General features: G+C 72.7%; 20 protein-coding genes and 1 tRNA gene. 14 read left to right on the plus strand and 7 right to left on the minus strand.

The features are described 5' to 3' along the window. Entirely contained in the window at positions 1 to 1,623 is a 1,623-nt protein-coding gene (locus OHU74_RS12320; RefSeq protein WP_371615932.1) for a dynamin family protein, read from the minus strand. Between the two features lie 326 nt (positions 1,624 to 1,949). Between OHU74_RS12320 and OHU74_RS12325 the strand changes: the two genes are divergently transcribed. The 8 genes from OHU74_RS12325 (at position 1,950) to OHU74_RS12360 (ending at position 9,526) form a co-directional block, all read left to right on the plus strand. Further along, positions 1,950 to 2,022 (plus strand) — tRNA-Arg (locus OHU74_RS12325). Between the two features lie 232 nt (positions 2,023 to 2,254). After that, positions 2,255 to 2,779, plus strand: coding sequence for a hypothetical protein (locus tag OHU74_RS12330; protein WP_371615933.1), 525 nt, complete (start codon positions 2,255 to 2,257; stop codon positions 2,777 to 2,779). Between the two features lie 48 nt (positions 2,780 to 2,827). Continuing rightward, the gene (locus OHU74_RS12335) at positions 2,828 to 3,565 is read left to right on the plus strand and encodes a 4'-phosphopantetheinyl transferase superfamily protein (protein WP_371615934.1); all 738 of its coding nucleotides are present in this window, start codon (positions 2,828 to 2,830) and stop codon (positions 3,563 to 3,565) included. A gap of 84 nt (positions 3,566 to 3,649) precedes the next feature. Continuing rightward, positions 3,650 to 4,066 carry a GNAT family N-acetyltransferase gene (locus OHU74_RS12340; RefSeq protein ID WP_371615935.1) on the plus strand — a complete coding sequence of 139 codons (417 nt, stop codon included), beginning with the start codon at positions 3,650 to 3,652 and terminating at the stop codon, positions 4,064 to 4,066. Between the two features lie 151 nt (positions 4,067 to 4,217). After that, a complete protein-coding gene (locus tag OHU74_RS12345; protein ID WP_371615936.1) occupies positions 4,218 to 5,435 on the plus strand; it encodes a S8 family peptidase in 1,218 nt (405 codons plus the stop codon). A 388-nt stretch (positions 5,436 to 5,823) separates the two neighbouring features. Then, a complete protein-coding gene (locus tag OHU74_RS12350) occupies positions 5,824 to 7,071 on the plus strand; it encodes a hypothetical protein (RefSeq protein WP_371615937.1) in 1,248 nt (415 codons plus the stop codon). 126 nt (positions 7,072 to 7,197) lie between these two features. Further along, a complete protein-coding gene (locus OHU74_RS12355) occupies positions 7,198 to 8,226 on the plus strand; it encodes a WxL protein peptidoglycan domain-containing protein (protein WP_371615938.1) in 1,029 nt (342 codons plus the stop codon). Between the two features lie 61 nt (positions 8,227 to 8,287). Next, the gene (locus OHU74_RS12360; RefSeq protein WP_371615939.1) at positions 8,288 to 9,526 is read left to right on the plus strand and encodes a hypothetical protein; all 1,239 of its coding nucleotides are present in this window, start codon (positions 8,288 to 8,290) and stop codon (positions 9,524 to 9,526) included. A gap of 90 nt (positions 9,527 to 9,616) precedes the next feature. Here OHU74_RS12360 and OHU74_RS12365 read toward each other — a convergent pair whose 3' ends face one another. Genes OHU74_RS12365 through iolC form a run of 4 tightly spaced genes read right to left on the minus strand, consistent with a single transcriptional unit; the run spans position 9,617 to position 14,892 of the window. After that, positions 9,617 to 11,116: a CoA-acylating methylmalonate-semialdehyde dehydrogenase gene (locus OHU74_RS12365; RefSeq protein WP_371615940.1), complete on the minus strand. Its 1,500-nt coding sequence runs from the start codon at positions 11,114 to 11,116 to the stop codon at positions 9,617 to 9,619. 11 nt (positions 11,117 to 11,127) lie between these two features. Beyond that, positions 11,128 to 13,026: a 3D-(3,5/4)-trihydroxycyclohexane-1,2-dione acylhydrolase (decyclizing) gene (iolD, locus tag OHU74_RS12370; RefSeq protein ID WP_371615942.1), complete on the minus strand. Its 1,899-nt coding sequence runs from the start codon at positions 13,024 to 13,026 to the stop codon at positions 11,128 to 11,130. Then, positions 13,023 to 13,850 (minus strand): 5-deoxy-glucuronate isomerase, encoded by an 828-nt coding sequence (gene iolB, locus OHU74_RS12375; protein WP_371619660.1) that lies wholly within the window; start codon positions 13,848 to 13,850, stop codon positions 13,023 to 13,025. The genes iolD and iolB overlap by 4 nt, the downstream gene beginning before the upstream one ends. 7 nt (positions 13,851 to 13,857) lie before the next feature. Further along, positions 13,858 to 14,892, minus strand: coding sequence for a 5-dehydro-2-deoxygluconokinase (gene iolC / locus OHU74_RS12380; protein ID WP_371615943.1), 1,035 nt, complete (start codon positions 14,890 to 14,892; stop codon positions 13,858 to 13,860). Positions 14,893 to 14,958: 66 nt separating this feature from the next. Between iolC and OHU74_RS12385 the strand changes: the two genes are divergently transcribed. The 3 genes from OHU74_RS12385 (at position 14,959) to OHU74_RS12395 (ending at position 17,482) form a co-directional block, all read left to right on the plus strand. After that, a complete protein-coding gene (locus OHU74_RS12385) occupies positions 14,959 to 15,873 on the plus strand; it encodes a sugar phosphate isomerase/epimerase family protein (protein ID WP_371615944.1) in 915 nt (304 codons plus the stop codon). 46 nt (positions 15,874 to 15,919) lie between these two features. Then, positions 15,920 to 16,933, plus strand: coding sequence for a Gfo/Idh/MocA family protein (locus tag OHU74_RS12390; protein ID WP_371615945.1), 1,014 nt, complete (start codon positions 15,920 to 15,922; stop codon positions 16,931 to 16,933). A 348-nt stretch (positions 16,934 to 17,281) separates the two neighbouring features. After that, positions 17,282 to 17,482, plus strand: coding sequence for an AlpA family transcriptional regulator (locus OHU74_RS12395; protein ID WP_030297784.1), 201 nt, complete (start codon positions 17,282 to 17,284; stop codon positions 17,480 to 17,482). A gap of 51 nt (positions 17,483 to 17,533) precedes the next feature. Here the strand turns inward: OHU74_RS12395 and OHU74_RS12400 are convergent, their stop codons facing one another. Beyond that, positions 17,534 to 19,795: an MMPL family transporter gene (locus tag OHU74_RS12400; RefSeq protein ID WP_371615946.1), complete on the minus strand. Its 2,262-nt coding sequence runs from the start codon at positions 19,793 to 19,795 to the stop codon at positions 17,534 to 17,536. Between the two features lie 141 nt (positions 19,796 to 19,936). Between OHU74_RS12400 and OHU74_RS12405 the strand changes: the two genes are divergently transcribed. Next, a complete protein-coding gene (locus tag OHU74_RS12405) occupies positions 19,937 to 20,677 on the plus strand; it encodes a TetR/AcrR family transcriptional regulator (RefSeq protein WP_371615947.1) in 741 nt (246 codons plus the stop codon). Here OHU74_RS12405 and OHU74_RS12410 read toward each other — a convergent pair. Beyond that, positions 20,655 to 21,902, minus strand: a complete 1,248-nt coding sequence (locus OHU74_RS12410; protein ID WP_371619661.1) for a cation:proton antiporter — start codon at positions 21,900 to 21,902, stop codon at positions 20,655 to 20,657. The genes OHU74_RS12405 and OHU74_RS12410 overlap by 23 nt on opposite strands. 198 nt (positions 21,903 to 22,100) lie before the next feature. Here OHU74_RS12410 and OHU74_RS12415 point away from each other — a divergent pair, with 198 nt between their 5' ends. Beyond that, positions 22,101 to 22,334, plus strand: coding sequence for a heavy-metal-associated domain-containing protein (locus OHU74_RS12415; RefSeq protein ID WP_371615948.1), 234 nt, complete (start codon positions 22,101 to 22,103; stop codon positions 22,332 to 22,334). Between the two features lie 108 nt (positions 22,335 to 22,442). Further along, the gene (locus tag OHU74_RS12420) at positions 22,443 to 24,740 is read left to right on the plus strand and encodes a heavy metal translocating P-type ATPase (protein ID WP_371615950.1); all 2,298 of its coding nucleotides are present in this window, start codon (positions 22,443 to 22,445) and stop codon (positions 24,738 to 24,740) included. Positions 24,741 to 24,772 lie beyond the last annotated feature (32 nt).

Consider the following 24,772-nt stretch of genomic DNA (forward strand, 5'->3'; position numbering starts at 1 on the left):
TCACCTCTCCTTCTGCAGTACGGACAGGGCGGCGATCAGCTCGGCCTGGGGTTCGGGACTGACTTCGAGCGCCTCGATCGGGGCGAGGCGGCGGTCGCGTTCGGCGCGCAGCACCTCGTCGAGGTGTTCTCCGACCAGTTCCCCGCCCCGGTCGCGCAGGCGTACGGCGGCCTGTACGCCGATCCGTTCGGCGAGCTTCTCCCCCGCCGGGCGGGCCCGCTTGCCGCCGAGGAGGGCGGCGACCAGGAGGGCGGCGATCCCGTCGGGATCGGGTGCGGGCTGCTTGTCGAGGCGCGCGACCTCCTCCTCGGCGAGTTCCTCCAGCACGCGCCGCCAGCGCCGTACGGCCATGCCGATACGTTCCGCCGCCTCTCGGTCGGGGGCCGGCAGGGCCACGGCGCCGGCCGCGGGCTCGCGCCGCCAGGCGTCGGCGATCCGCTCGTCGGCGGCGGCGACGGCGCACTGGAGGAGTGCGGCGAGGGATTCCGCGAGCGAGTCGAGGAGTTCGTCGGCGCTGGTGTCGAGCGGGTAGCCGCGCCAGCGGGTCAGCGCGTCCCCGGCGAGTACGGCACCCCGGTCGAGACGGCCCCGGACCCGCTTGCCCTCCCTCTTGTACGCGTCCTCGACGGCGGAGGTCAGCCGCACGGATGCGGCGTGCTGGGCCGCGACGGCCGAAGCGAGCTCGGGCATCCGGCGCCCGAGGGAGTCGAGCGCGCCGAGTGCGGTGCGCCCGACGGCGTACTGGCGGGCGGCCGGATCCTGCGCGTGGTGGGCGAGCCAGGCGAACAGCGGCGCGACGGCGCTGGCGGGCAGGAGCCCGCCCCCGCCGGCCGATTCGGGTAGTTCGGGAACCGTGAACCGCGGTACGTCGCCCAGCCCGGCCCGCGTGAGCAGGGCCCCGTACTGCCGGGAGACCTCGGTGAGCACCTGGTGCGGGACCCGGTCGAGGACGGTGACCAGGGTGGCCTTGTACTGCTTGGCGGTGCGCAGGAGGTGCCAGGGCACGGCGTCGGCGTAGCGCGAGGCGGTGGTGACCATGACCCAGACGTCGGCGGCGCAGATGAGTTCGGCGGCGAGCGTCCGGTTGTCGACGACGAGGGAGTCGATGTCGGGGGCGTCGAGGATGGCGAGACCGCGGGGCAGGGTGGAGACGGTCTCGATGCGGACTTCCCGGGTGGCGTTCGCGTGCCTGTCGCCCGGACGGTGGGGGGTCTTCCGGATGGCCGGAAGGGAGTCCTCGTCGGCCTGCGGATCCCAGACGCGCGTCAGGTCGGGGAGCACCCGCATCCCGGCGAACCAGTGATGGTCATCCGGATGGCAGACGAGCACGGGGGTCCGGGTCGTGGGCCGGAGGACTCCGGCTTCACTCACCTTGCGCCCCACGAGGGAGTTGACGAGGGTGGACTTACCGGCTCCGGTGGACCCGCCGACTACGGCGAGCAGCGGCGCCTCGGGCGCCTTCAGCCGGGGTACGAGGTAGTCGTCGAGCTGCGCGAGCAGCTCGGCTCTGGTCTGGCGGGCGCGCGGAGCGCCGGGCAGGGGCAGCGGCAGACGCACGGACGCGACCCGGTCGCGCAGGGCGGACAGGGCATCGAGCAGCTGAGGCCGAACATCCAAGGTCACCACATGCGAAGAATGCCCAATTTGGGACCATTTTTGAAGCTTATACGTCCTCTGCGCGCCGAGCGCTACTCCACTGGGACATCCTGGACAGTGCGGACGAGTGGGGCGCAGGCATAACGAGTGCACAACACCCAGGGCGCCACGGCGCAAAAGCGATGCGAGAATCGCACCTGCCTGCGATTATCGGGACCGCTTCACCGAACCTACACATCGTGGCACGCGAGTGAAGCAACCGGGACAAGGCAACCGGAGCCCTATCCTTGACCCGGCACGGACCACAGTCCCACCCCCACCCCGGGGCTCCAGGCCACCACGGCCACCTTCCGGCCCCCGTAGCTCAGTGGATAGAGCAGGTGCCTTCTAAGCACTTGGCCGCAGGTTCGAGTCCTGCCGGGGGCACTTCCCGCGTCCCGCCCCGAACCCTCCCCCCGGGGAGGGTTTTCGTGCAGGTCAGGGCACTTTACCCAGAGCCTCGTAGCGACGGCGTAAGCCTCAGGCTCCGGCTCCGCGGCCTCCTGTCCAAGGGCGGGACCGGGACTCAGGTATGAGTCGGTGTCACTCTTTCGGCAGAGATCCGGTTCGTCCTCGAGAGGGACGCGGGTTACGGATCCCGCCACGAATACTCGTAGACATGAGCCGCCGTCCTCTCGTCATCGCCGCCGCAACCGTCGGAGTCCTCGCCACCGCCGCCATCGCCCTCCCCAACCTGCCGAACAACCCCCTGACCGACACGATCAACGACCACGTGTTCAAGGAGAAGGGCAAGCGGTTCGCGACGGCCGCCGACGCACCGACGCGCGGGAAGCCGGCGTGGGTACTGCCCGGCTGGATACCGAAGGACGCCACCGACGTCCGAATAAAGGCGCGGACCGACGGCGGGGCCCGGCTGATCCGGTTCACGCTGGGCGCGACCCCGCTCGACGGTCCGCAGTGCTCGGCGGGCAAGCCGAAGAAGAACGCGCGGACGGCGCTGGCGGCCAAGTGGTGGCCGGGCGACATCCGGGCCGAGGCGAGCCCCGAATGCCGCGACTACTACCAGTACCAGGTCGCGGTGCGCGGAAAGAACGTCTACGCCTGGACCGACGGCACCCCGTCCCCCGGAGCGAAGACGCACGACGGCGCCCCGGCCCATCCGGCGACGAGCCACACCCGCTGATCCGCACGCTCGGACTCCCTTCACACCGCGTGCGGTTAGGCTTTCGAGGTGACCACGCATGCGGACGACCTGGGCGTGAACCGGCTCGGCGCCGACGCGCCGCGCGTCGGGGTGCTGCCTTCGGTGTGGTCCCTGGACACCACGCTGGACGTGGTCGGCGGGCTCCGTGTCGACGAGGCGCTGCCGGTGCTGGACGCGGCCGAGCGCGATCGCGCCGAGCAGCTGCTGAAGGCGGACGCCCGGCACCAATACGTGGCCTCGCACCTGGGACTGCGGGTGCTGCTCGGCGCCTACCTGGGGCTGGCTCCGGCCGAGGTGGCGTTCATCCGCGAGGAGTGCCCGTGCTGCGGCGGCCCGCACGGCCGGCCCGCCGTCGCCGCCGACGCGCGCCACGACGGCGGCAGCGCCCCGCACTTCTCCCTCTCGCACAGCGACGGCCTGGCCTACCTCGCCTTCGCGCGAGTACCCGTCGGCGTGGACGTGGAGGCCGTTCCGGGCGCGGCCGTGGTGGCCGCCGTACTGGACAACCTGCACCCGGCGGAGACCGCCGAACTCACGGCGCTCGCCGAGCCGGACCGGCCGCAGGCGCTGGCCCGCGTGTGGTCCCGCAAGGAGGCCTGCCTCAAGGCCACCGGGACGGGCGTGGCGCTGGGCCTGGCCGAGCCCTACGTCGGCTCCGCCGCCACCCCGGCACCGATCCCCGGCTGGACCCTGGCGGATCTCCCCGCCCCGCCCGGCTTCGCGGCCGCCCTCGCCCTGCGCACGGCGGACCCGACCGCCACCTGACCCGGGGCGGGAGCCGCGCGCGACGCGCCACGCCGTAGCGAAATCCCGCTCTCCCCCGGACACCGGGCCGTTATCGTCGCCGCCATGGACATCCGAGCCGCCCGCACCCCCGCCGAACTCCAAGCCGCGGAACCCCTCTTCGACGGGCCCGTCCGCCCGGACTGGTCCGAGCGGTTCCTCGCCGCCCCCGGGCACCTGATGCTCATCGCCTACGTGGACGGCGTACCCGCCGGAATGGTCTCCGGCATCGAGATGAGCCACCCCGACAAGGGCACCGAGATGTGCCTGTACGAGCTCTCCGTGGACGAGGGCTACCGGCGGCGCGGCATCGGCCGCGCCCTGACGCAGGCACTCGCCGCCGAGGCCAAGGCGCGCGGCTGTTACGGCATGTGGGTGGGCGTCGACACCGACAACGAGGCCGCGCTGGCCACCTACGAAGCGGCCGGCGCCCTCGACGAAGGCGTCTTCGCCATGCGCGGCTGGCCCATCGCCCCGGTCTAGGCCGTCTCTTCCAGATCTCGTCGGTCAGGTCGGCAAGATCCGAACGCGGTGAGCCTTTCCGGACACCCCCTAGCTCCCGCGGCGGCGTGTCGTGGGGCCAGTCGGCGCACCCTCCGCGCGGCCGGACCGCGGCTCGCCGAGCATCGGCCGCATGAGCCCACTCTCCGCGCTGCTCCCGGCCGCCGCCCTGCTGGCGGCGGCCACCGCCGTGGCGCCCGGCGCCGACGCCGCAGCCGCCACCGATGCCGAACCCCCCACCGCCCCCTACGTGGTCGTCCTCAAGGACAGCACCTCCCGCGTCTCCGCCGTCGCCGCCACCCGCGCCCTCGCCGCCGAGGCCGAGGCCTCCGGCGGCCGGGTCGGGACGGTCTTCGACACCGCGCTGAACGGCTTCGCCGTCCGCACCACCGCGGCCCGCGCCGCCGAACTCGCCGCCGATCCCCGGGTGGCGTCCGTGGAGCCCGACGCGGTGTTCCGGACGAACGACACCGAGGTCCAGCCCCTCGTACAGACGCCCGCGCCCTGGTCCCTGGACCGGCTCGACCAGACCGGGCTCCCGCTCGACGGCTCGTACACGTACCCGACGAAGGCGCAGGGGGTCACCGCGTACATCGTGGACACCGGGATCAACACCCTGCACCAGGAGTTCGGCGGCCGCGCCCGCTGGGGCGCCAACGCGGTGTTCACGGAGGGCTTCACCGACTGCAACGGCCACGGCACGCACGTCGCGGGGACCGTCGGCGGGGCCACCTACGGGGTCGCGAAGGGGGTTTCGCTCGTCGCCGTGAAGGTGGCCGACTGCCGCGGGGAGGCGACCTTGTCGGCCATCACGGGCGGCATCGACTGGATGGTGCGGGACTCCCTGAAGTCGCCGGGCGTCCCGGCCGTGGCGAACATGAGCCTGGGCGGCGGCTACAGCTACGCCCTGAACCGGGCCGTGACGCGGGCGATCGCGTCCGGGATCACCTTCACCGTGGCGGCCGGCAACTCTGCCGAGGACGCCTGCACCGGCTCCCCGGCCGGCGTCCCGCAGGCGGTCACCGTGGGCGCGACGGACGCCGAGGACCGGCGGGCGACCTTCTCCGACTACGGTCGCTGCGTGGACCTCTCCGCCCCGGGCGTGGCCGTCGTCTCGGCCTGGAAGGGCTCCGCGACGGCCCTGGCCCGCGCCTCCGGCACCTCCATGGCGGCCCCGCACGCAGCGGGCGTCGCCGCCCTGGTGCTCGCGGAGGGCCTCGCGGCCGGGGGCCCGCGCAAGACGCCCGCGCAGGTGGCCGAAACCCTTCGGCGCAGCGCCGTGCCGGACCGGATCACGGGCCTGCCGGCCGGAACGCCGAACCTGCTGCTGCACCTCCCGGCCGCCGAGTAGCCCGTACGGGGACACCCGCCGGCGGCGCTCCCGCCCGCCCCGGCGGGGAGCCACCGGGGGCGGGCTGGGGCACCGGTCCGGCGCGCGCCGAGGCCCAGCTCAGGACCGGAGCGGGCGCATCCGGCAGCCCCATCCGCCCCACCCGCCCAGCTCACCGTCCGGTCGGTATCCCGGCCGGTCCGCCACCCGGCCTGATGGCACATCAATTTCTGTGTGCTTCGGGCGAAAGCAAGTCATTGACTTCTCAATCCCGCGACGCGTCAATGTCGGCCACCGCACCGGCTCGACCTCCCCCACACAGCGGGTGGGGGGAGGGTTCGTATGACGAAGGAGTCGCGACCCAGTGAGTACAACGTTCCGACGAAGAGTTCTGGCCGGGGCGGGCGCTTTGTCCCTGGCCCTGACGGGCGGCGTGGTGGGCCTGGCAGGCTCCGCGCAGGCCGCGACGAAGACCACCCCCGTCTTCGAGAACTGTGACGCCCCGGCACCTCAGGCGGACGGTTCCGGCAACCAGAACTACACGATCACCCTGCCCGACGGTGCCAAGGCCGGCGATGTCGTCCCGATCACCATCGACCCGGGCGCCAGCCCCCTGCTCCCCGGCTTCTCCGTCACGACGGTGAACACCTCCAAAGTCACCCTCAAGGTCGGGGCCACCACCCAGGTGGTCACCAGCCCGCCGGAGACGGTCAGCGTCGTGGCCGGGCAGCCGCTCGACCCCAAGGCGTTCTCCGGGACCATCAAGATCCCGGACGGCACCGAGGGCACCACGGTCGACGTCGCGCTGGACCTGTCGGTGGTCGACGCAGACCTCTCCGGCTCGGTCTTCACCACCACCTGCACGCCGGCACCGCGCCCGAGCGCCTCCCTGGGCTCGGTGGCCGTTGAGGCCCTGCCCAAGGACCCGATCACCACCAAGCTGACGCCCAACAGCGGCAAGGCCGGCACCGCGGTCACCGTCACGGGCGCCAACTTCCCGGCGGGCGCGGTCACCTGTTCCGCGCTCAAGGCGGGCGTCGCCACCGGTGACACCGGTACCGGCACGGCCACCGCGGCCGGCGTCGCGACCTGCAACATCACCGTCACCAAGGCCGCCGACCAGATCAAGATCGACGGTTCGATCACCCCGTACAAGGACTTCGTCTTCGTCGTCGACCAGCCCGGTGTGAAGAACCCGGTCGACGTCGAGGTGCTGCCCGGCCCGCTGGCCATCGGCCCGCAGGCCGGCAACCCGGCCGTCAACTTCGGCAAGGTCACCATCAACGGCAAGTCCCAGTCCGTCGTCGGTCAGTTCACCGCGATGGCCGTCCAGGACTTCCGCGGCGGGACCCTCGGCTGGGACGTCTCGGCGACCCGTACGCCATTCCTGAACGAGGTCACCGGCCACTCCATGGCCAAGGCGCAGATCGGCATCCAGCCGACCTGCAAGGTGACCAACGCGGACAGCCCGAGCACCTGCACCGCAGGTACGCCCGGTGCGATCTCCGACACCCCGATGAAGATCGCCTCCCAGGCCGCGGGCGGGGACAACCTGACCGGTGGCGAGTTCGAGGTCGGCGGTGCCGGAATGATCCAGCTCCCGCCGTTCATGTTCGCGGACAGCTACGAGTCGGTCGTCACCTTCTCCATCGCCTGACCCGTACGGCCCCGCTCCAACCCGGGTGGTGCGGCGCTCCGGCGCCGCACCACCCTTCCGCACTTCCCCGCCGCCCTCCCGCGCCTCCGCGCCCCGCCCCCGTCCGCGCCGACTGGAGAACCGCCCATGCGCACCCGCACCCTGATCCACGGTCTGCTCGTCACGCTCCTGCTGCTGGGTACGGGCCTGCTCACCGCGGCCACCGCGACGGCCGCGGACAACGGCACCTGGGGGGTCTTCCCGACTCCGCCCGCCGGCGCCGCGATGACCGACCGCGCGTACTTCTTCCACCAGGGCGCGGCCGGCACCACCGTCGAGGACAGCGCGACGATCGTGAACTCCTCCGACAAGGAGATGACGTTCCAGATCTTCGCCACCGACGCCGTGAACACCCCGGTGGGCGGCGGCTTCGCGCTGCTGCCGGTGGAGACGAAGCCCAAGGACGTCGGTACCTGGATAGCGCTGCCGCCCGAGACGAAGGGCACGGTCACCGTGCCGGCCAAGGGCCGCAAGGACGTCCCGTTCTCGGTGAAGGTCCCGGCGGACGCGACCCCCGGTGACCACGTGGGCGGAATCGTCGCCCTCAACACGGCCGTGGAGGGCGTCCAGCAGGACGGCCAGGTCAAGGTCGGGGTGAAGCGCCAGGTCGGGGCCCGGCTCTACTTCCGGGTCCCGGGACCGGTGACCCCCGGGCTGAGCGTGGAGGACGTGAAGGTGAGCCGGGCGGCGCCGCTGCTGCCCTGGGTCAAGGACGCCCGCGCGAAGATCACGTACTCGCTGGTCAACCGGGGCAACGTGGTCGTCGAGCCGAAGGTGACGGTCTCCGCCGAGGGCCTCTTCGGCCGCACCGTCCTGGACCGGCCGGCCCGTGAGCTGAAGCTTGTGCTGCTGCCGGGCCAGCGGATCGAGCTGACCGAGGAGTGGGCCGACGCCCCGCAGTCGGACTGGGTCACCGTCCACATCGCGGCCGGCGCCTCGGCCTACCCCGACCTGGTGTCCGAATCCGCTACGGACTTCCTCGCCGTTCCGTGGCCCGCCCTGGGCCTCCTCCTGGTGCTGGCGGGCGCGGCCATCGCCCTGCGGGTGCTGCGCCGACGCCGCCGGTCCGGGTCCGAACGGCCGGAATCCGTCCCGGACTTGGCTGGAGCCCGCTGACCGGTAAGGGTGTCCCCAGGCGACGGCATCCAGCCATCACCGCTAGGGGGAGGCGCCACCGATGGAACGACAGCACGGCGAGGCAGGGCGGCCCGGCCGGCCGGTTCCCGGCGAGGCGTCCGCGGACGGTCCGGCGGCCCCGGATCCCACCGCCCACGGGATCGGGCTGCTGACCCGCATCGAGCGGACGCTGGGCACCGGGACCGCCGCGTACCTGCCGGGCGACGGCTGGATCCGGCTGACGCTCCCGCTCGAGGACGGCGGCCCGGCTCCGGTCACGGTGGACGTGCTCGCGGATCCGCGGCGGGCTCCGCACGGGATCGCGTACCTCCTGCCGGGCGGCGGCCTGAACTTCGCCGCCGAGTTCCTCACGCCGCACACGGCGGCCTCCCCGGACTCCGGCCTCGCCCACCACCTGCTCCGCCAGGGCCTGCTGGTCGTAGGCGTCACCCCGCGCGAGGACTCCGCCACGGCGGCCGAGGTCACCGCCGATTGGGGGCTCGCGGCGCACCGCCGGGATCTGGCCGCGGTCGTGGCGGCGCTGGACGGCGTACTCGGGCTGCCGTACCAGTACGCCGGGCACTCCGCGGGGGCCGCCCTCGCGCTGGACGCGGCCTCGCACGACCCCTCGGCGCGGCTGACCCGGGTGGTGGCCCTGGACACGACCGGCCCGTACACCGGCGACCGGGCCGAACGGGCGGCCCTGCTCCGGGACGCGTGCGAGGCCCAGCTCGCGCAGGGTACGTACGCCACCGACCCGGGCCTGGCGGCGCTGGTCGCGCGGGCCGTCACCGACCCGGCGGCCCCCTCCCCGGTCCCCTGGCCGCCGGATCCCGCGCTGCGCTTCACCAACGCCGGGCTCGCCCACTTCGCGCTGATCCGCACCTCGGCACTGCCCGGCCCCGCGAACTGGATCTACTCCCAGGGCCACAGCGCGGGCTCCTACGCCTTCGGCGGGACCCCGGCCGAGGACCGTTTCACCCTGACCCACACCCCGCTCGCCACCTGGCACGCGGCCACGGCCGGCCTGGGCAGCGGGCTGATCCCGACCGCCCTGATGCGGGATCTGGCGGCGCTGTGGGCGGGCGACGGGAAGACGTACGCGATCGACTGGGACCGGATCGGCGCCGAAGTGGTGTGGATCAACACCGAACTGGGCCGCGGGGACCACGCGCGCGGCGCGGCACTGATCCGCGCGGGCGGCAACGGGCGGGTGGCGTTCACCCTCGTCCCGGGCTACGGCCACGGCGACGCGGTCTGGTCCGCTACGGCGCAGACGGACGTCTGGTCCCTGCTCTGACCACGGCCGGAAACGGGCTCGCCCCCCGCGGTGAGGGTTGCGGGGGGCGAGCGGTCCGGCGGTGTGCGGTCCTACGAAACGTGCAACCGGTCAGTGGTTGCGCGGGAACCCGAGGTCCACGCCGGCCGGGGCGTCCGACGGGTCGGGCCAGCGGGTCGTGACGACCTTGCCCCGGGTGTAGAAGTGGATGCCGTCATTGCCGTAGATGTGGTGGTCCCCGAAGAGGGAGTCCTTCCAGCCGCCGAAGGAGTGGTAGCCCACCGGCACCGGGATCGGGACGTTGACGCCGACCATGCCGGCCTCGATCTCCAGCTGGAAGCGGCGGGCGGCGCCGCCGTCGCGGGTGAAGATCGCCGTGCCGTTGCCGAACGGCGAGGCGTTCATGAGCGCCACGCCCTCCTCGTAGGTCTCGACGCGCAGCACGCACAGCACCGGGCCGAAGATCTCGTCGCGGTAGGCGTCGGAGTCGGTCTTGACGTTGTCCAGCAGCGAGAGGCCGATCCAGTGGCCGTTCTCGTTGCCCTCGACGGTGTAGCCGGTGCCGTCCAGGATCACGTCCGCGCCCTGGGCGGCGGCGCCCGTCACGTAGGAGGCGACCTTGTCGCGGTGGGCGGCGGTGATCAGCGGGCCCATCTCGGAGGTCGGGTCGTTGCCGGGGCCGATCTTGATCTTCTCGGCACGCTCGCGGATCTTGTCGACGAGGGTGTCGGCGATGGAGCCGACGGCGACGACCGCGGAGATGGCCATGCAGCGCTCGCCGGCCGAGCCGTAGGCGGCGGAGACCGCCGCGTCGGCGGCCGCGTCCAGGTCGGCGTCCGGCAGCACCAGCATGTGGTTCTTGGCGCCGCCCAGGGCCTGGACGCGCTTGCCGTTGGCGGAGGCGGTGGTGTGGATGTGGCGGGCGATCGGGGTCGAGCCCACGAAGGAGACGGCCGCGATGTCGGGGTGCGCGAGGAGCGCGTCGACGGCGACCTTGTCACCGTGGACCACGTTGAGCACGCCCGCCGGCAGACCGGCCTGGCTGGCCAGCTGGGCCAGCAGGGTGGAGGCCGAGGGGTCCTTCTCGCTCGGCTTCAGGATGAAGGTGTTGCCGCAGGCCACGGCCAGCGGGAACATCCACATCGGCACCATCGCCGGGAAGTTGAACGGGGTGATGCCCGCGACCACACCGATCGGCTGGCGGATCGAGGAGACGTCCACGCGGCTGGAGACGGACGTGGACAGCTCGCCCTTGAGCTGCACGGTGATCCCGCAGGCCAGCTCGACGATCTCCAGGCCGCGGGCGACCTCGCCCAGCGCGTCCGAGTGGACCTTGCCGTGCTCGGCGACGATCAGCTCGGCGATCGCGTCGCGGTTGGCGTCCAGCAGGGCGCGGTAGGCGAACAGCACCTTGGTGCGGGCGGCCAGCGAGGACTGGCCCCAGGACAGGAACGCCTCCTTGGCGACCTGTACGGCCGCGTCGACCTCGTCGGCGGACGCGAGGGCGACCTGCGTGGTGACCTCGCCGGTGGCGGGGTCGGTGACCGGGCCGTAGTTGCCCGACGCGCCCTCGACGGTCTTGCCACCGATCCAGTGGTTGACGGTCTTCATGCCTTGCTCCTTCACAGATGGCGACGTCGCTGCGCGGCTTGCCGGTCGTACTCTTCGCGGGCCTGGGCCGCTTCCGCACGGGTCGCGGTCTCGGCCACAGGAACATCCCACCATGCCTGTGCCGGGGGTGGGCCCGACACAGTGTCGGGTGTTCGGGTCTGCACGTAGACACATGTGGGACGGTCCGAAGCCCGCGCCTCGGCGAGGGCTTTCCGCAGGTCACGCACGGTCCGGGCGCAGATGACGACCATCCCGAGGGAGGCCGCGTTGGCCGCGAGGTCCACCGGAAGGGGGTCCCCGGTGTACGAACCGTCCAGCGCCCGGAAGCGGTACGCCGTCCCGAAGCCCTCGCCGCCCACCGCCGCCGACAGCCCTCCGATCGAGGCGTAGCCGTGGTTGTCGAGGACGACGACTTTGACGGGGATCCCCTCCTGCACGGCGGTGACCATCTCGGTGGGGTTCATCAGGTACGTCCCGTCTCCGACCAGCGCCCACACGGGGCGGCCGGGGGCGGCCAGCGCCACCCCGATCGCGGCCGGGATCTCGTAGCCCATGCAGGAGTAGCCGTACTCCACGTGGTACTGGTCCCGGGACCGGGTCCGCCACAGCTTGTGCAGGTCCCCGGGGAGCGAGCCGGCGGCGTTGATGAGGATGTCGGTGTCGTCCACGAGCCCGTCGAGCAGCCCGAGCACCTGGGCCTGCGTCGGGAGGGCGTCCTCGTCGGGAGCCGCGCAGGCCCGGTCGACCAGCAGCTCCCATTCCCTCTTCTTCTCTTTGTACGCCGACACGTGCCCGGGGTCCACGCGGTACCCGGAAAGCGCGTCCCGGAGGTCTTCCAGGCCCACTCGCGCATCGCAGACCAAGGGGCGGGCGGCGTACTTGTGGGCGTCGTACGGGTCGAGGTTGAGCCCGAGGAACCTGACGCCGGGCTCGCGGAAGAGGGTCGAGGACGCGGTGGTGAAGTCCGTGAGCCGGGTCCCGGCCGCGATCACCAGATCGGCCTCGCGGGCCAGCGCGTCGGCGGTGGCCGTGCCGGTGTGCCCGATCCCGCCCACGTCGGCGGGGTGGTCCCAGGGCAGCGCCCCCTTGCCCGCCTGGGTGGAGGCCACCGGGATCCCGGTGGCCCCGGCGAACTCCGCCAGGGCCGCCTCGGCCCCGCTGTGCCGGATCCCGCCGCCGGCGATGATCAGCGGGCGCGCGCAGCCCCGTACCGCCTCGGCCGCGTGCGCGAGCTCCGAGCGGTCGGGGCGGGGGCGGCGCACGGACCACACCCGCTCGGCGAAGAACTCCTCGGGCCAGTCGTACGCCTCGGCCTGCACGTCCTGGGGCAGGGCCAGGGTGACGGCGCCGGTCCGCACCGGGTCGGTGAGCACCCGGACCGCCTGGAGGGCCGCGGGGATCAGGGCTTCGGGGCGGGTGACGCGGTCGAAGTATCGGGAGACGGGCCGCAGGGTGTCGTTGACGGAGATGTCACCCGCGTACGGGACTTCGAGCTGCTGGAGCACGGGGTCGGCGGGGCGGGTGGCGAAGGTGTCCCCGGGCAGCAGGAGCACCGGGATCCGGTTGATGGTGGCCAGCGCCGCCCCGGTGACGAGGTTGGTGGCCCCGGGACCGATGGAGGTGGTGACGGCGTGCGCGGAGAGCCGCCCGCTCTGCCGGGCGTAGCCGACGGCGGCGTGCACCATGGCCTGCTCGTTGCGGCCCTGGAGGAACGGCATGGCCTCGGGGCCGCTCTCCAGCAGCGCCTGCCCGATCCCGGCGACGTTCCCGTGGCCGAAGATCCCCCAGGTGGCCGCGATCAGCCGGCTGCGCCGCCCGTCGCGCTCGGTGTACTGGCTGCCGAGGAACCGGACGAGGGCCTGCGCGACGGTGAGCCGGACGTACCTTCCGGTCCCGGTCGTCGGCGTCATACGGGGTCCTCCGCGCGGTAGAAGGGCAGCCGGGGGTCGACTTCCTGAGCGGTCCAGGTGGAGCGGATCCAGCCGTGATCGGGGTGATCGCGGATCAGCCACTGGCGGGGCGCGCCGGTGGCGCCGGGTCCCGCCATGACGTTGAGGTAGTACATGTCATGGCCGGGTGCGGCGATGGAGGGCCCGTGCCAGCCGTCCGGGATGAGCACGGCGTCCCCGGTCCTCACTTCGGTGAGGATGTCGGTCTTCCCGGCGGGGGACGGGCTGACACGCTGGTAGCCGAGGCCGGGCGTGCCCTCGTGGTCCCGGATCTCGAAGTAGTAGATCTCCTCCAGGCGGGATTCCTCGCCGGGCCGGTGCTCGTCGTGCTTGTGGGGCGGGTACGAGGACCAGTTCCCGCCGGGGGTGAGCACCTCGACGGCGATGAGCCGGTCGCAGTCGAAGGAGTCGGCGGCGGCGAAGTTGTTGACCTGCCGCGAGCACTGACCGGCCCCGCGCAGCTCCACGGGGACCTCCCGGGCGGGCCCGTACCGTGCGGGGAGCACTCGCTCGCAGCGCGCCCCGACGAGCGCGAACCGCCCGCCTGCGGCGGACGTGATCCCGGCGCGCCCGTCGCGGGGGAGGTAGGCGAAGTCGGTGACCGCGTCGAACACCCCGCGCCGGCCGTGCAGTTCGAAGAGGTGCGGGACGGATCCGGGCAGCTCCTCGCAGCGGACCTGGCAGCCGCCGGACAGCGGGAGCACGATCCATTCCGCGTCCCCGCAGTCGTGCGCGTACGCCTCCCCCGGCGCGAGGTCGAGCACGAGCAGCCTCGTCCACTCCATCACCCGCTCAGACACCACCGGCACGGCCGAGCACCTCCTCCACTTCCTCCGCGAACGGCATCGCCGTGGAACAGGCGAGGCGCGAGGCCACGATCGCCCCGGCCGCGTTCGCGTAGCGGATCACCCGCTCCAGCTCCCATCCCGCGAGCAGTCCGTGGCACAGGGCCCCGCCGAACGCGTCCCCCGCGCCCAGCCCGTTGACCACGTTCACCGGCACCGGCGGGAGCTCCGCCACCGTCCCGTCCCGGTGGACGGCCAGGACTCCTTCGGGTCCCCGTTTGACCACCGCCAGCTCGACCCCGGCCGCGAGCAGGGCGCGGGCCGCCGCGTGCGGCTCGGTCTCGCCGGTGGCGATCGCGCACTCCTCGGCGTTGCCGACGGCCACCGTCGCGAGGGCCAGGGCCCGGCGGTACCACTCGACGGGGCCCGGGTCACCGGGCGCTGGCCCGGCCGCGTCCCCGGATGCCGGGCCGCCCGGGTCCCCGGATGCCTGCCCGCCCCCCGAGGGCCACAGCATCGGGCGCCAGTCCAGGTCGAAGACGGTGATCCCGGCCTTCGCCCGTGCCTCCAGCGCGCCCAGGGTCGCCGACCGGCTCGGCTCGGCGCTGAGCCCCGTACCCGTCATCCAGAACACCCGCGCGGCCCGGACGGCGTCGAGGTCCACCTCCTCCGCGCGGATCTCCAAGTCCGGTGCCTTCGGGTAGCGGTAGAAGTACAGCGGGAAGTGGTCGGGCGGGAAGATCTCGCAGAAGGTGACGGGGGTCGGGTACCGCGCCACCTCGCCGGCCCAGCGGTCGTCCACCCCGAACCCGCGCAGCTCCGCCCGCAGATACGCCCCGAAGGGGTCCGCGCCGGTCCGCGTGATCACCGCCGTCCGCCGCCCCAGCCGGGCCGCCGCGACCGCGACGTTGGTCGGGGAACCGCCCAGGAACTTCCCGAAGGTGTCCGCCTCCCCGAGCGGTACGCCCGTCTTCAGCGGGTAGAGATCCACCCCGATGCGCCCCATCGTGATCAGGTCGAACGCCAACGGATCCGTACTCATCACCACGCCATTCCTCCCGGCCCCATGCTCCCCGTCCCTTCGAGCCTCGCACTTTAAGGTGGCCGCATGACGTCCTCATCGCCCGCGTTGACCCGTATCCGCGTCGGTTCGGCTCCGGACTCCTGGGGTGTCTGGTTCCCCGACGATCCTCGGCAGACACCGTGGGAGCGGTTCCTCGACGAGGTCGCCGACGCCGGGTACGAGTGGATCGAACTCGGGCCCTACGGCTATCTGCCCACCGATCCCGTCCGGCTCACCGACGAGGTCGGTGGGCGCGGCCTGCGGGTGTCCGCCGGAACCGTCTTCACCGGACTCCATCACGGGCCCGCCGTGTGGGAGGACACCTGGGGGCACGTGTCGCGGATCGCGGAACTCACCCGGGCCATGGGCGCGGCGCACCTCGTCGTGATCCCCTCCTTCTGGCGGGACGACAAGACGGGCGAGGTCCTGGAGGACCGCACCCTGACGCCCGGCCAATGGCGTGAACTGACCACCCAGACCGAGCGGCTGGGGCGCCGGGTCCAGGATCTGTACGGGCTGCGGATCGTCGTCCATCCGCACGCGGACACGCACATCGACACCCCGCAGAACGTGGCCCGGTTCCTGGACGCCACCGATCCCGCGCTGGTCTCGCTCTGTCTGGACACCGGGCACTACGCGTACTGCGGCGGGGACAGCGTCGAGGCCATCGAGACCTTCGCGGAGCGCATCGGCTACCTGCACCTCAAGCAGGTGGACCCGCGGATCCTGGCCGAAGTCCTCGCCCAGGAGGTGCCCTTCGGGCCGGCCGTGGCCCGGGGGGTGATGTGCGAGCCGCCCGCCGGGGTGCCCGCGCTGGAACCGGTGCTGGCGGCCGCCCAGCGGCTCGGCGTGGACCTGTTCGCCATCGTGGAGCAGGACATGTACCCGTGCCCGCCCGACCGGCCGCTGCCGATCGCCCGCCGCACCCGCGCCTACCTGCGCTCCTGCGGCGCCCGCTGACCGCACCCCGAACCGCCCCGCCACCCCTCACGGAGGAGAACCCGACATGACCAGCACGCTCGGCATCGCCGTCATCGGCACCGGGAAGATGGGCTCCGACCACGTCCGCCGGATCGGGCGGACCGTCGGCGGGGCCCGGGTGGTGGCCGTGGCCGACCCGGACGGGGACCGGGTCAAGGAGGTCGCGGCCGGGCTGGAGGGCGCGGGTGCGCACACCGATCCGGCGGCCGCGATAGCCGCGCCCGGCGTGGACGCGGTGCTGATCGCCTCGCCCGGTCCGGCCCACGAGGAAGCGATCCTGCACGCGCTGGAACGGGGACTGCCGGTGCTCTGCGAGAAGCCGCTGACCCCGGATCCGGCGGGCTCCCTGCGGATCATGGAGGCCGAGGCCCGGCAGGGGCGCCGGCTCGTCCAGGTGGGCTTTATGCGGCGCTACGACGCCGAGTACGCCCGGCTCAAGGAACTGCTCGACCAGGGCGGCATCGGGCGGCCGCTCTTCCTGCACTGCCGCCACCGCAACGCCTCCTCCCCGTCCTTCTTCACGAGCGACATGCTGATCAGCGACTCGGTGGTGCACGAGGTGGACGCGGCCCGCTGGCTGCTGGGCCAGGAGATCACCGCCGTGACCGTGCTCTCGCCCACGCCCACCTCCGCCGCCCGCGAGGGGCTGCGCGATCCCCGGCTCGTCCTCATGGAGACCTCCGGCGGGGCCGTCGTGGACGTGGAGATCTTCGTCAACTGCGGCTTCGGCTACCAGGTCCAGTGCGAGGCGGTCGGAGAGTCCGGCAGCGCCAGGATCGGCGACGGCCACGCGATGGTCGTCCAGTCGGCGGGCCGGTGGGGCGGGGAGATCGACCAGGACTTCACGGTGCGGTTCGCCGACGCCTACGACCGCCAGCTGCGCCGCTGGGTCACCGCGGCCTCCCGGGGCCGGGTGGACGGGCCCGACGCGTGGGACGGCTACGCGGCTGCGGCCGTCTCCGAGGCGGGCCTGGCCGCGGCGCGCAGCGGCGTACGGACCCTCGTGGAGCTGGCGGAGCGCCCGGCCCTCTACCGCTGAACCGGGCCCCGGCCGGCCCCTCCCGGCCGCACCCTCCCGGCCGGCACTCCGGCTTACCCCTGTGCCACATGTGCCGCTTGGGCGGCTTGGGCGGCATGGTCTGCATGAGCCACATGGGCTGCTTGGGCCGCATGGGCGGTATGTGCCGTCCGTGTCACAGGAGTCTCCTTTCTGTCACGCATATCCCCATTACGCGGGTTTTCCGTCACAGCCGACCGACAGCCCCTCCCCTCACATCACCGCCCGTCGTTCCCCGGGCAGAACTTGAGTGATCGTCAGTGTCCACGCGCCGGCTCCCCCGACGGCCTCCCGGCCGGCCCCCGCGACGTGGACAAGGAGGTGTCGAGGATGAGCGACCGACAGCTGTGGTCGTACAAGGAGATCGCCGCTCACATCCGGGTCCAGCCGGACACCGTGCGCTCCTACCGCAAGCACGGGCTGCTGCCCGCGCCCGACCATGTGGAGGGCGGAAAGCCCTACTGGTACGCCGATACCATCCGGACCTGGGTGGCCCGCCGCCCGGGCAACCGGGGGCGCCGCGAGGACTGATCCCGGCCACCTGGCCGGGGACGGGCCCTCCCGGGCCCCGTCCGCCGGCCTCTAACGGCTCCCCGCCGGTACGGGCTCCACCTCCGCCTCCCCGGCGGCCGGCTCGGCCTCGCCCCCGCCCTCGCTCAGGCCGAACCGTTCGTGCAGTCTGCGCAGCGGCGCCGGCGCCCACCAGGTGGCCTTCCCGGTCAGCTTCATGACCGCCGGGACCAGCAGGCTCCGGACGATCATCGCGTCCATCAGTACGGCCAGTGCGATGCCGAGGCCCAGCATCTTGGTGTTCGTCACCCTCGAGCTGCCGATGGCGACCATCACCACCGCCAGGATCACGGCCGCGGCGGTGATCAGTCCGCCCGTGCGAGTCAGTCCGGTGCGCACCGCTCCCTCGTGGTCCCCGGTCCGGTCGTACTCCTCCTTGATCCGGGATATGAGGAACACCCCGTAGTCCATGGAGAGTCCGAAGGCGATGCAGAACATCAGCACGGGCAGGGTGGTCTCGATGTCGCCGGTGGCGGTGAAGGAGAGCAGTCCGGAGAGGTGCCCGTCCTGGAAGACCCAGACCACCGCGCCGAACATCGCGGTCAGGCTCAGTGCGTTGAGCAGGACCGCCTGGAGGGGTATCAGCACGCTCCCGGTGAGCAGGAAGACCAGGAGCAGCGTGGCCAGCACCACGACACCCAGCGCCAGGGGCAGCTTCTCGGCTATGGCGCTGCGGGCATCGACGAGCACCGCCGCCTGTCCGGTCACGGAGGTCTCGAAGGGGGCATCCACCTTGCGGACTTGGCCCACCAGGTCCTGGGCCCGCTCCCCCACGGCCTCGCCTTCGGTGAGGACCGAGAGGTACGCGTACCCGCCGCCGGAGGCGGAGCTCACCGGCCCGTCCACCCGCAGCACCCCGGGCAGGGCCTCCACCCGCCGCTTGTAGCCGTCGAGGTCGGCCGCGGCGGGCGCCCCCTCGGTCAGCACGGTCAGCGCGCCGCCGGGACTGCCCGGGAAGGCGTCCCGTATCTGCTGTGACACCACGTGCGATTCGGCGGTCTTCGGCAGCTGCCGGTCGTCCACCGTGCCGAACTTCACCCCGAGGAAGGGCAGTCCGAGGAAGAGGAGTCCGGCCGTGGTGGCCAGTGCGAACAGCGGGGCGCGTCGCATCACGAGCCCGGTCAGCCGGGCCCAGCCCCGACCGCCCCCGGCCCCGTCCCCGGCCGCGCTGCCTCCGGCGGCCGTCCGGCGCCGCCGCCACAGCCTCCGCAGGTCGAAGGAGTTGACCCGCTCGCCGAGCAGCACCAGCGCCGCCGGGAGCAGGATCAGCGCGGCGGCTGCTGCGAGCAGGACCACCGCGACCCCGGCGTAGGCGAAGGAGCGCAGGAAGTACATCGGGAAGAACAGCATGGCCGAGAGGGAGACGGCGACGGTCAGCGCCGAGAAGAGGACCGTGCGCCCGGCGGTCCGCAGGGTGACTCCGACGGCCGCCACCGGATCGCGCCCCGCGGCGAGCTCCTCGCGGAACCTGCGCACGATGAACAGGGCGTAGTCGATGGCGAGTCCGAGCCCGAGCGCGGTGGTCAGGTTCTGCGCGAAGACGGAGACGTCAGTGAATTCGGTGAGACCGCGCAGCACCGCATTGGTCCCGATGATGGCGACGATGCCGACGCCGAGGGGCAGCAGGGCCGCGATGGCGCTGCCGAAGACGAGGATGAGCAGGACGAGCGTGACGGGCAGGGCGATCAGCTCGGCGCGCAGCAGGTCTTCCTGGATGGTGGAGGTGACCTCGCGCTGGACGGCGGCCGGTCCGCCGAGGGAGACCTTCACCGGGCCGTGCTCACCCCGGTAGCGCGGGGCGATCCGGTCGAGCACGGTGGTGACGGTCTTCTCGTCTCCGAGCACCCGGGCGGCTATCAGTGCCTGGCGGCCGTCCTCGGAGCGCAGGGTGGGCAGTCGGGTCTGCCAGTACGAGCCCACGCCGGTCACCCCGTGCTCCGCGGCGAGCTCGGCCGTCAGTCGCTCGGCTTCGGCGGCGACGGCCGGATCGTCCACCCCGGCGGCCCCCACCCCGGCCCCGGCGTCGACGAGCAGGAGCAGATTGGGCTGGGAGCCCGGGAACTCGCGCTCCAGGGCCTCGGTGGCGTAGGTGGACCGGGCGCCCGGGTCCTCCCAGCCGCCACTGCCCATGCGGTCCGCGGCTCCGCCCCCCGCGAAGACGGCCAGTGCCGTGACCACGAGCGCGAGCAGCAGCGAGAGCCTCGGACGTGCGGTGACGAACCGGGTCCACCGGCCGCCCTCCCCGGGCGACGGCGGTTTCTTGACTTCGGACATGAGTCGGTGTCCCCTTCACCGTGGTTACCAGGCCACATAGACTGGCAAATACGAGCAGTCGCTCGCGTTCCCCAAGAATGCGAGCGATCTCTCGCGTTTGTCAATCACCCACGGGAAGCAACGGGAAGCAAGGGATTGGACATGCGGGAGAGCTCTAGGACCAAGAGCACCGGCAAAGCGGACGAAACGGCCACCGGAGCGACGGCACCCGATGCCGTCGAAGCGACCTCCGAAGCGGCCCCCGGAGCGACCCCAGAAACCGCCCCCCGCCGCCGCCAGGCCCGCGGGGAGCGCCGCATCGCCCAGCTCCTGTCGGCCGCCGCCGGGGTGTTCTGCCGTACGGGTTACGCCGCCGCCAGCACCAATGCCATCGCCCGCGAGGCCGGCGTGTCCCCGGGCACGCTCTACCAGTTCTTCCCGAACAAGGAGGCCATCGCCGTCGAGCTGGGCGGCCAGCTGCTCCAGCGCGCCCACGAGGCGCACGGCCAGGCCTTCCTCCCGGAGAACCTGGAACGGCCGCTGCCGGAGCTGCTCGACGCCGTCCTGGACCCGGTCGTCGCCTTCAACTGCGAGAACCCGGCCTTCCTGGCGCTCATGCACGGCTCCGGCATCCCCGGCATCGCCCAGGAGCACGAGGAACTGCACGCCGGGATGCTGACCCGGGTCGAGGCGGTGCTGCGCGCCTGCACCCCGGCCGCGGCCGGGTCACCGGAGCCGGCCGAGCTCACCCACGTCGCCCACATGGTCCTCGGCATCGTCAAGTCCTCGCTCGAACTGATCCTGGCCAGCGAGGGCGCCGAACGCGCCGCGTACGTCGCCGAGCTGAAGACCGTCCTGCTGCGCTACCTGGACCCGATGCTCACCACGCCTCCTCCTCGCTGACCCGCACCCCCGACCCACCGGCCGCCCCGGAGCCGCCCGCCACGGACCCGGCCTCCGGGGCCCGCGACCGCAACCGCAGCCCCAGCAGCGGAAACACCAGTACGGAGACCATTCCGGCCCCCACCAGCGCCGCCGCCTCCCCCGACCCGAGCTTGCCGTCCTGCACGCCGAGGGTGGTGATCGCCACCACCAGCGGCAGCGCCGTGGAACCGAACAGCACCAGCGCCGACCGGTCCCGCCGACCGAGGTCCCGGGGGGCCAGCAGCCACAGGGGCAGCCCGCGCACGACGAGGAACAGCAGCAGGAAGACCGGCAGCAGCAGAAGCACCCGCCCGCCTTCGAGCAGCGCCTTCAGGTCGAATTCGATCCCGGTGACCACGAAGAACAGCGGAACCAGGAAGCCGAAGCCCATGGCCTCCACCTTCGAGAGCACCACCTCGCTGCTCTCCGGGGCGGCCCCGTGCAGGACCAGACGGGTGATCAGCCCGGCGGCGAAGGCACCGAGCAGCACGTCGAGGCCGAGCACCTCGGCGAGGGCCAGGAACGCCACGAGCATCAGCACCACCAGCCGCACCGCGAACTGCCCGCTGCTGTGCAGGGTCCGGGCGATGACCCGGGAGAACCAGGGCGGCTTGGGCCGCATCGCCCAGAACACCGCCGCTGCCGTGAGCACCGCGAAGGCGATCAGCAGGGCCGCCGAGCGGCCCGGCGCCCGCCCGCTGAGCAGCAGCGCCATCGCGATGATCGGGCCGAACTCACCGACCGCGCCCATCGCCATCATCACGGAGCCGAACCGGCTCTGGGTGTCCCCGGCGTCCCGCAGGACCGGCAGGATCGTGCCCAGGGCGGTACTGGTGAGCGCGGTGCCGATGTAGACGCCCTTGTCGAATCCGCCGCCCGACAGCAGCAGCCCGATGCCGAGCCCCAGTACGAGGGCGGCCAGCCAGGCCCACACCGACCGTTTCAGGGTGTCGCCCTTGACCTGGGAGAACTGGATCTCATAGCCGGCCAGGAAGATCAGCATGGCCAGGCCGAGTTCGCTCAGTACGTCGATCACCTGGTCCGAGTGCGCCCACCCGAGGATGTCGGGCCCGACCAGGATGCCCAGCAGGATCTCGAAGATCACCAGCGGAACGGGCAGCCAGCGCGAGACCCCGTACGCAAGCAGGGGGGCGAGCACCGCGATCGCCATGATCAGGATAAGAGTCGTCCCCGAGTGCGCCATATGTGCCATTTACATACGGTTTCCGGAGCTTGTCCACTTCACAGCGCCCGGGGCGGCGCCCCGTCGCCGCCTCCGCGAAAGATCCCGGCGAATGCTCGCATCGATACCCCCTAGGGGTATAGTCTCTGAGTGTCGGGGCACAGTGGAGCGATCCACCGGTTCCCGCCGCCCGGATACGCCCTTGAAGAGGAGAACGACATGAGCGCCGACACGGACACCCAGACCACCACCGTCTACCGGGTGACCGGCATGACCTGCGGGCACTGCGAGGGCGCGGTCACCACCGAGCTCTCCGCCCTGGCGGGCGTCAGCTCGGTCAAGGCCGTCGCCGCGACCGGCGAGGTCACCGTGGTCTCGGCCGCCCCGCTCGAGGAGGCCGACGTGCGCGCCGCCGTCGACGAGGCCGGGTACGAGCTCGCCGGCCAGGTCTGAGCCCTTCCTCTTCCGCAGAACCCGCAGTACCCCGCAGTACCCCGCCGGGCCGTACCGGCCAGCTCATACTGGTTCCGTACGGCCCGGCCATCCCCCTGGAGCCGGAACATGAGCAGCAGCACAGTGCACGACGGACCCATAGCGGTGGCGCAAGCGGCGACCGCCGCCGCCGAGGTCGAGCTGACCATCGGCGGGATGACCTGCGCCTCCTGCGCGGCCCGCATCGAGAAGAAGCTGAACCGGATGGACGGGGTCACCGCCTCGGTGAACTACGCCACCGAGAAGGCCAAGGTCTCGTACGGCGAAGGCGTGGCGGTCGCCGACCTCATCGCGACCGTCGTCAAGACCGGCTACACCGCCGAGGAGCCCCCGCCGCCGGAGCCCGAACCGGAGCCGCAGGCCGGAGGGGTCGAGGAGCCCGGGGAAGCCCCGCGCGACCCCGAACTGGCCGCCCTGCGCCAGCGCCTCCTGGTCTCCGCCGCGCTCTCACTGCCCGTCGTACTGCTCGCGATGGTCCCGGCCCTCCAGTTCGACAACTGGCAGTGGCTCTCGCTCACCCTCGCCGCCCCCGTCGTCGTCTGGGGCGCCTTCCCCTTCCACAAGGCCGCCTGGACCAACGCCCGGCACGGCGCCGCCACCATGGACACCCTGGTCTCCGTCGGCACCGGAGCGGCGTTCGCCTGGTCGCTGTGGGCCCTGTTCTTCGGCCACGCCGGAATGCCCGGCATGCGCCACGGCTTCGACTTCTCCGTCTCCCGCACCGACGGCTCCTCGGCGATCTACCTGGAGGTGGCCGCCGGAGTCGTCAGCTTCATCCTGCTCGGCCGCTACCTGGAGGCCCGCTCGAAGCGGAAGGCGGGCGCCGCCCTCAAGGCCCTGATGCGCCTGGGCGCCAAGGACGTGGCCGTCCTGCGCGGGGGCGCCGAGGTGCGCATCCCCGTGAGCGCGCTGGCCGTCGGCGACCGGTTCGTCGTCCGGCCCGGCGAGAAGATCGCCACCGACGGCACCGTCGTCGAGGGCAGCTCCGCCGTGGACGCCTCCATGCTGACCGGCGAGTCCGTCCCGGTCGAGGTCGCCGTCGGCGACGCCGTCACCGGCGCCACCGTCAACGCCTCCGGCCGCCTGGTCGTCGAGGCGACCCGGGTCGGCTCCGACACCCAGCTCGCCCGGATGGCCAGGCTGGTCGAGGACGCGCAGAACGGCAAGGCCGAGGTGCAGCGCCTCGCCGACCGGATCTCCGGCGTCTTCGTGCCGATCGTGCTCGTCCTGGCCCTGGGCACCTGGGTGACCTGGCTGCTGATCACCGACAACCCGACGGCCGCGTTCACCGCGGCCGTGGCCGTCCTGATCATCGCCTGCCCGTGCGCCCTGGGCCTGGCCACACCGACCGCGCTGATGGTCGGCACCGGGCGGGGCGCGCAGCTCGGGATCCTGATCAAGGGCCCGGAGGTACTGGAGTCCACCCGCCGCGTGGACACCATCGTCCTGGACAAGACCGGCACCGTGACCACGGGCCGGATGACCCTGGCCGGCGTGCACCCCGCCGAGGGCGTGGACGAGGCCGAACTGCTGCGCCTGGCCGGATCCCTGGAACACGCCTCCGAGCACCCGATCGCGCGGGCCATCGCCACCGGCGCCGCCGAGAGGGCAGGGGCCCTGCCGGTCCCGGAGAACTTCGAGAACCTCGCCGGCCTCGGCGTCCAGGGCGTGGTCGACGGACACGCCGTCCTGGTGGGCCGCGAGAAGCTGCTGGCCGACTGGTCGATCACGCTGCCGGCCGCCCTGGCCGAGGCCAAGGCCGCCGCCGAGGCCGCGGGCTCCACCGCCGTCCTGGTGGCCTGGGACGGGGAGGCGCGCGGGGTGCTGACCGTGGCCGACGCGGTCAAGGAGACCAGCGCCGAGGCGGTGTCCCGGCTGCGGGCCCTGGGGCTGACCCCGGTGCTGCTGACCGGCGACAACAGGGCCGTCGCCGAGACGGTGGCCCGCGAGGTGGGCATCGACGAGGTCATCGCCGAGGTCCTCCCGCAGGACAAGGTGGACGTCGTACGCCGACTGCAGGCCGAGGGCCGTACGGTCGCCATGGTCGGCGACGGGGTCAACGACGCGGCCGCGCTCGCCCAGGCCGACCTGGGCCTGGCGATGGGCACCGGGACCGACGCGGCGATCGAGGCGAGCGATCTGACCCTGGTACGGGGAGACTTGCGGGTGGCGGCGGACGCGATCCGGCTCTCCCGGCGGACCCTGGCCACCATCAAGGGCAACCTGTTCTGGGCCTTCGGCTACAACGTCGCGGCGCTGCCGCTGGCGGCCGCCGGACTGCTCAACCCGATGATCGCGGGGGCCGCGATGGCCTTCTCCTCGGTCTTCGTGGTCACCAACAGCCTGCGGCTGCGCTCCTTCCGCTAGTGATCCCCCTTCGCATCTCGCACACACTTCCT

This window comes from Streptomyces sp. NBC_00454 (assembly GCF_041434015.1).
GTDB lineage: Bacteria > Actinomycetota > Actinomycetes > Streptomycetales > Streptomycetaceae > Streptomyces.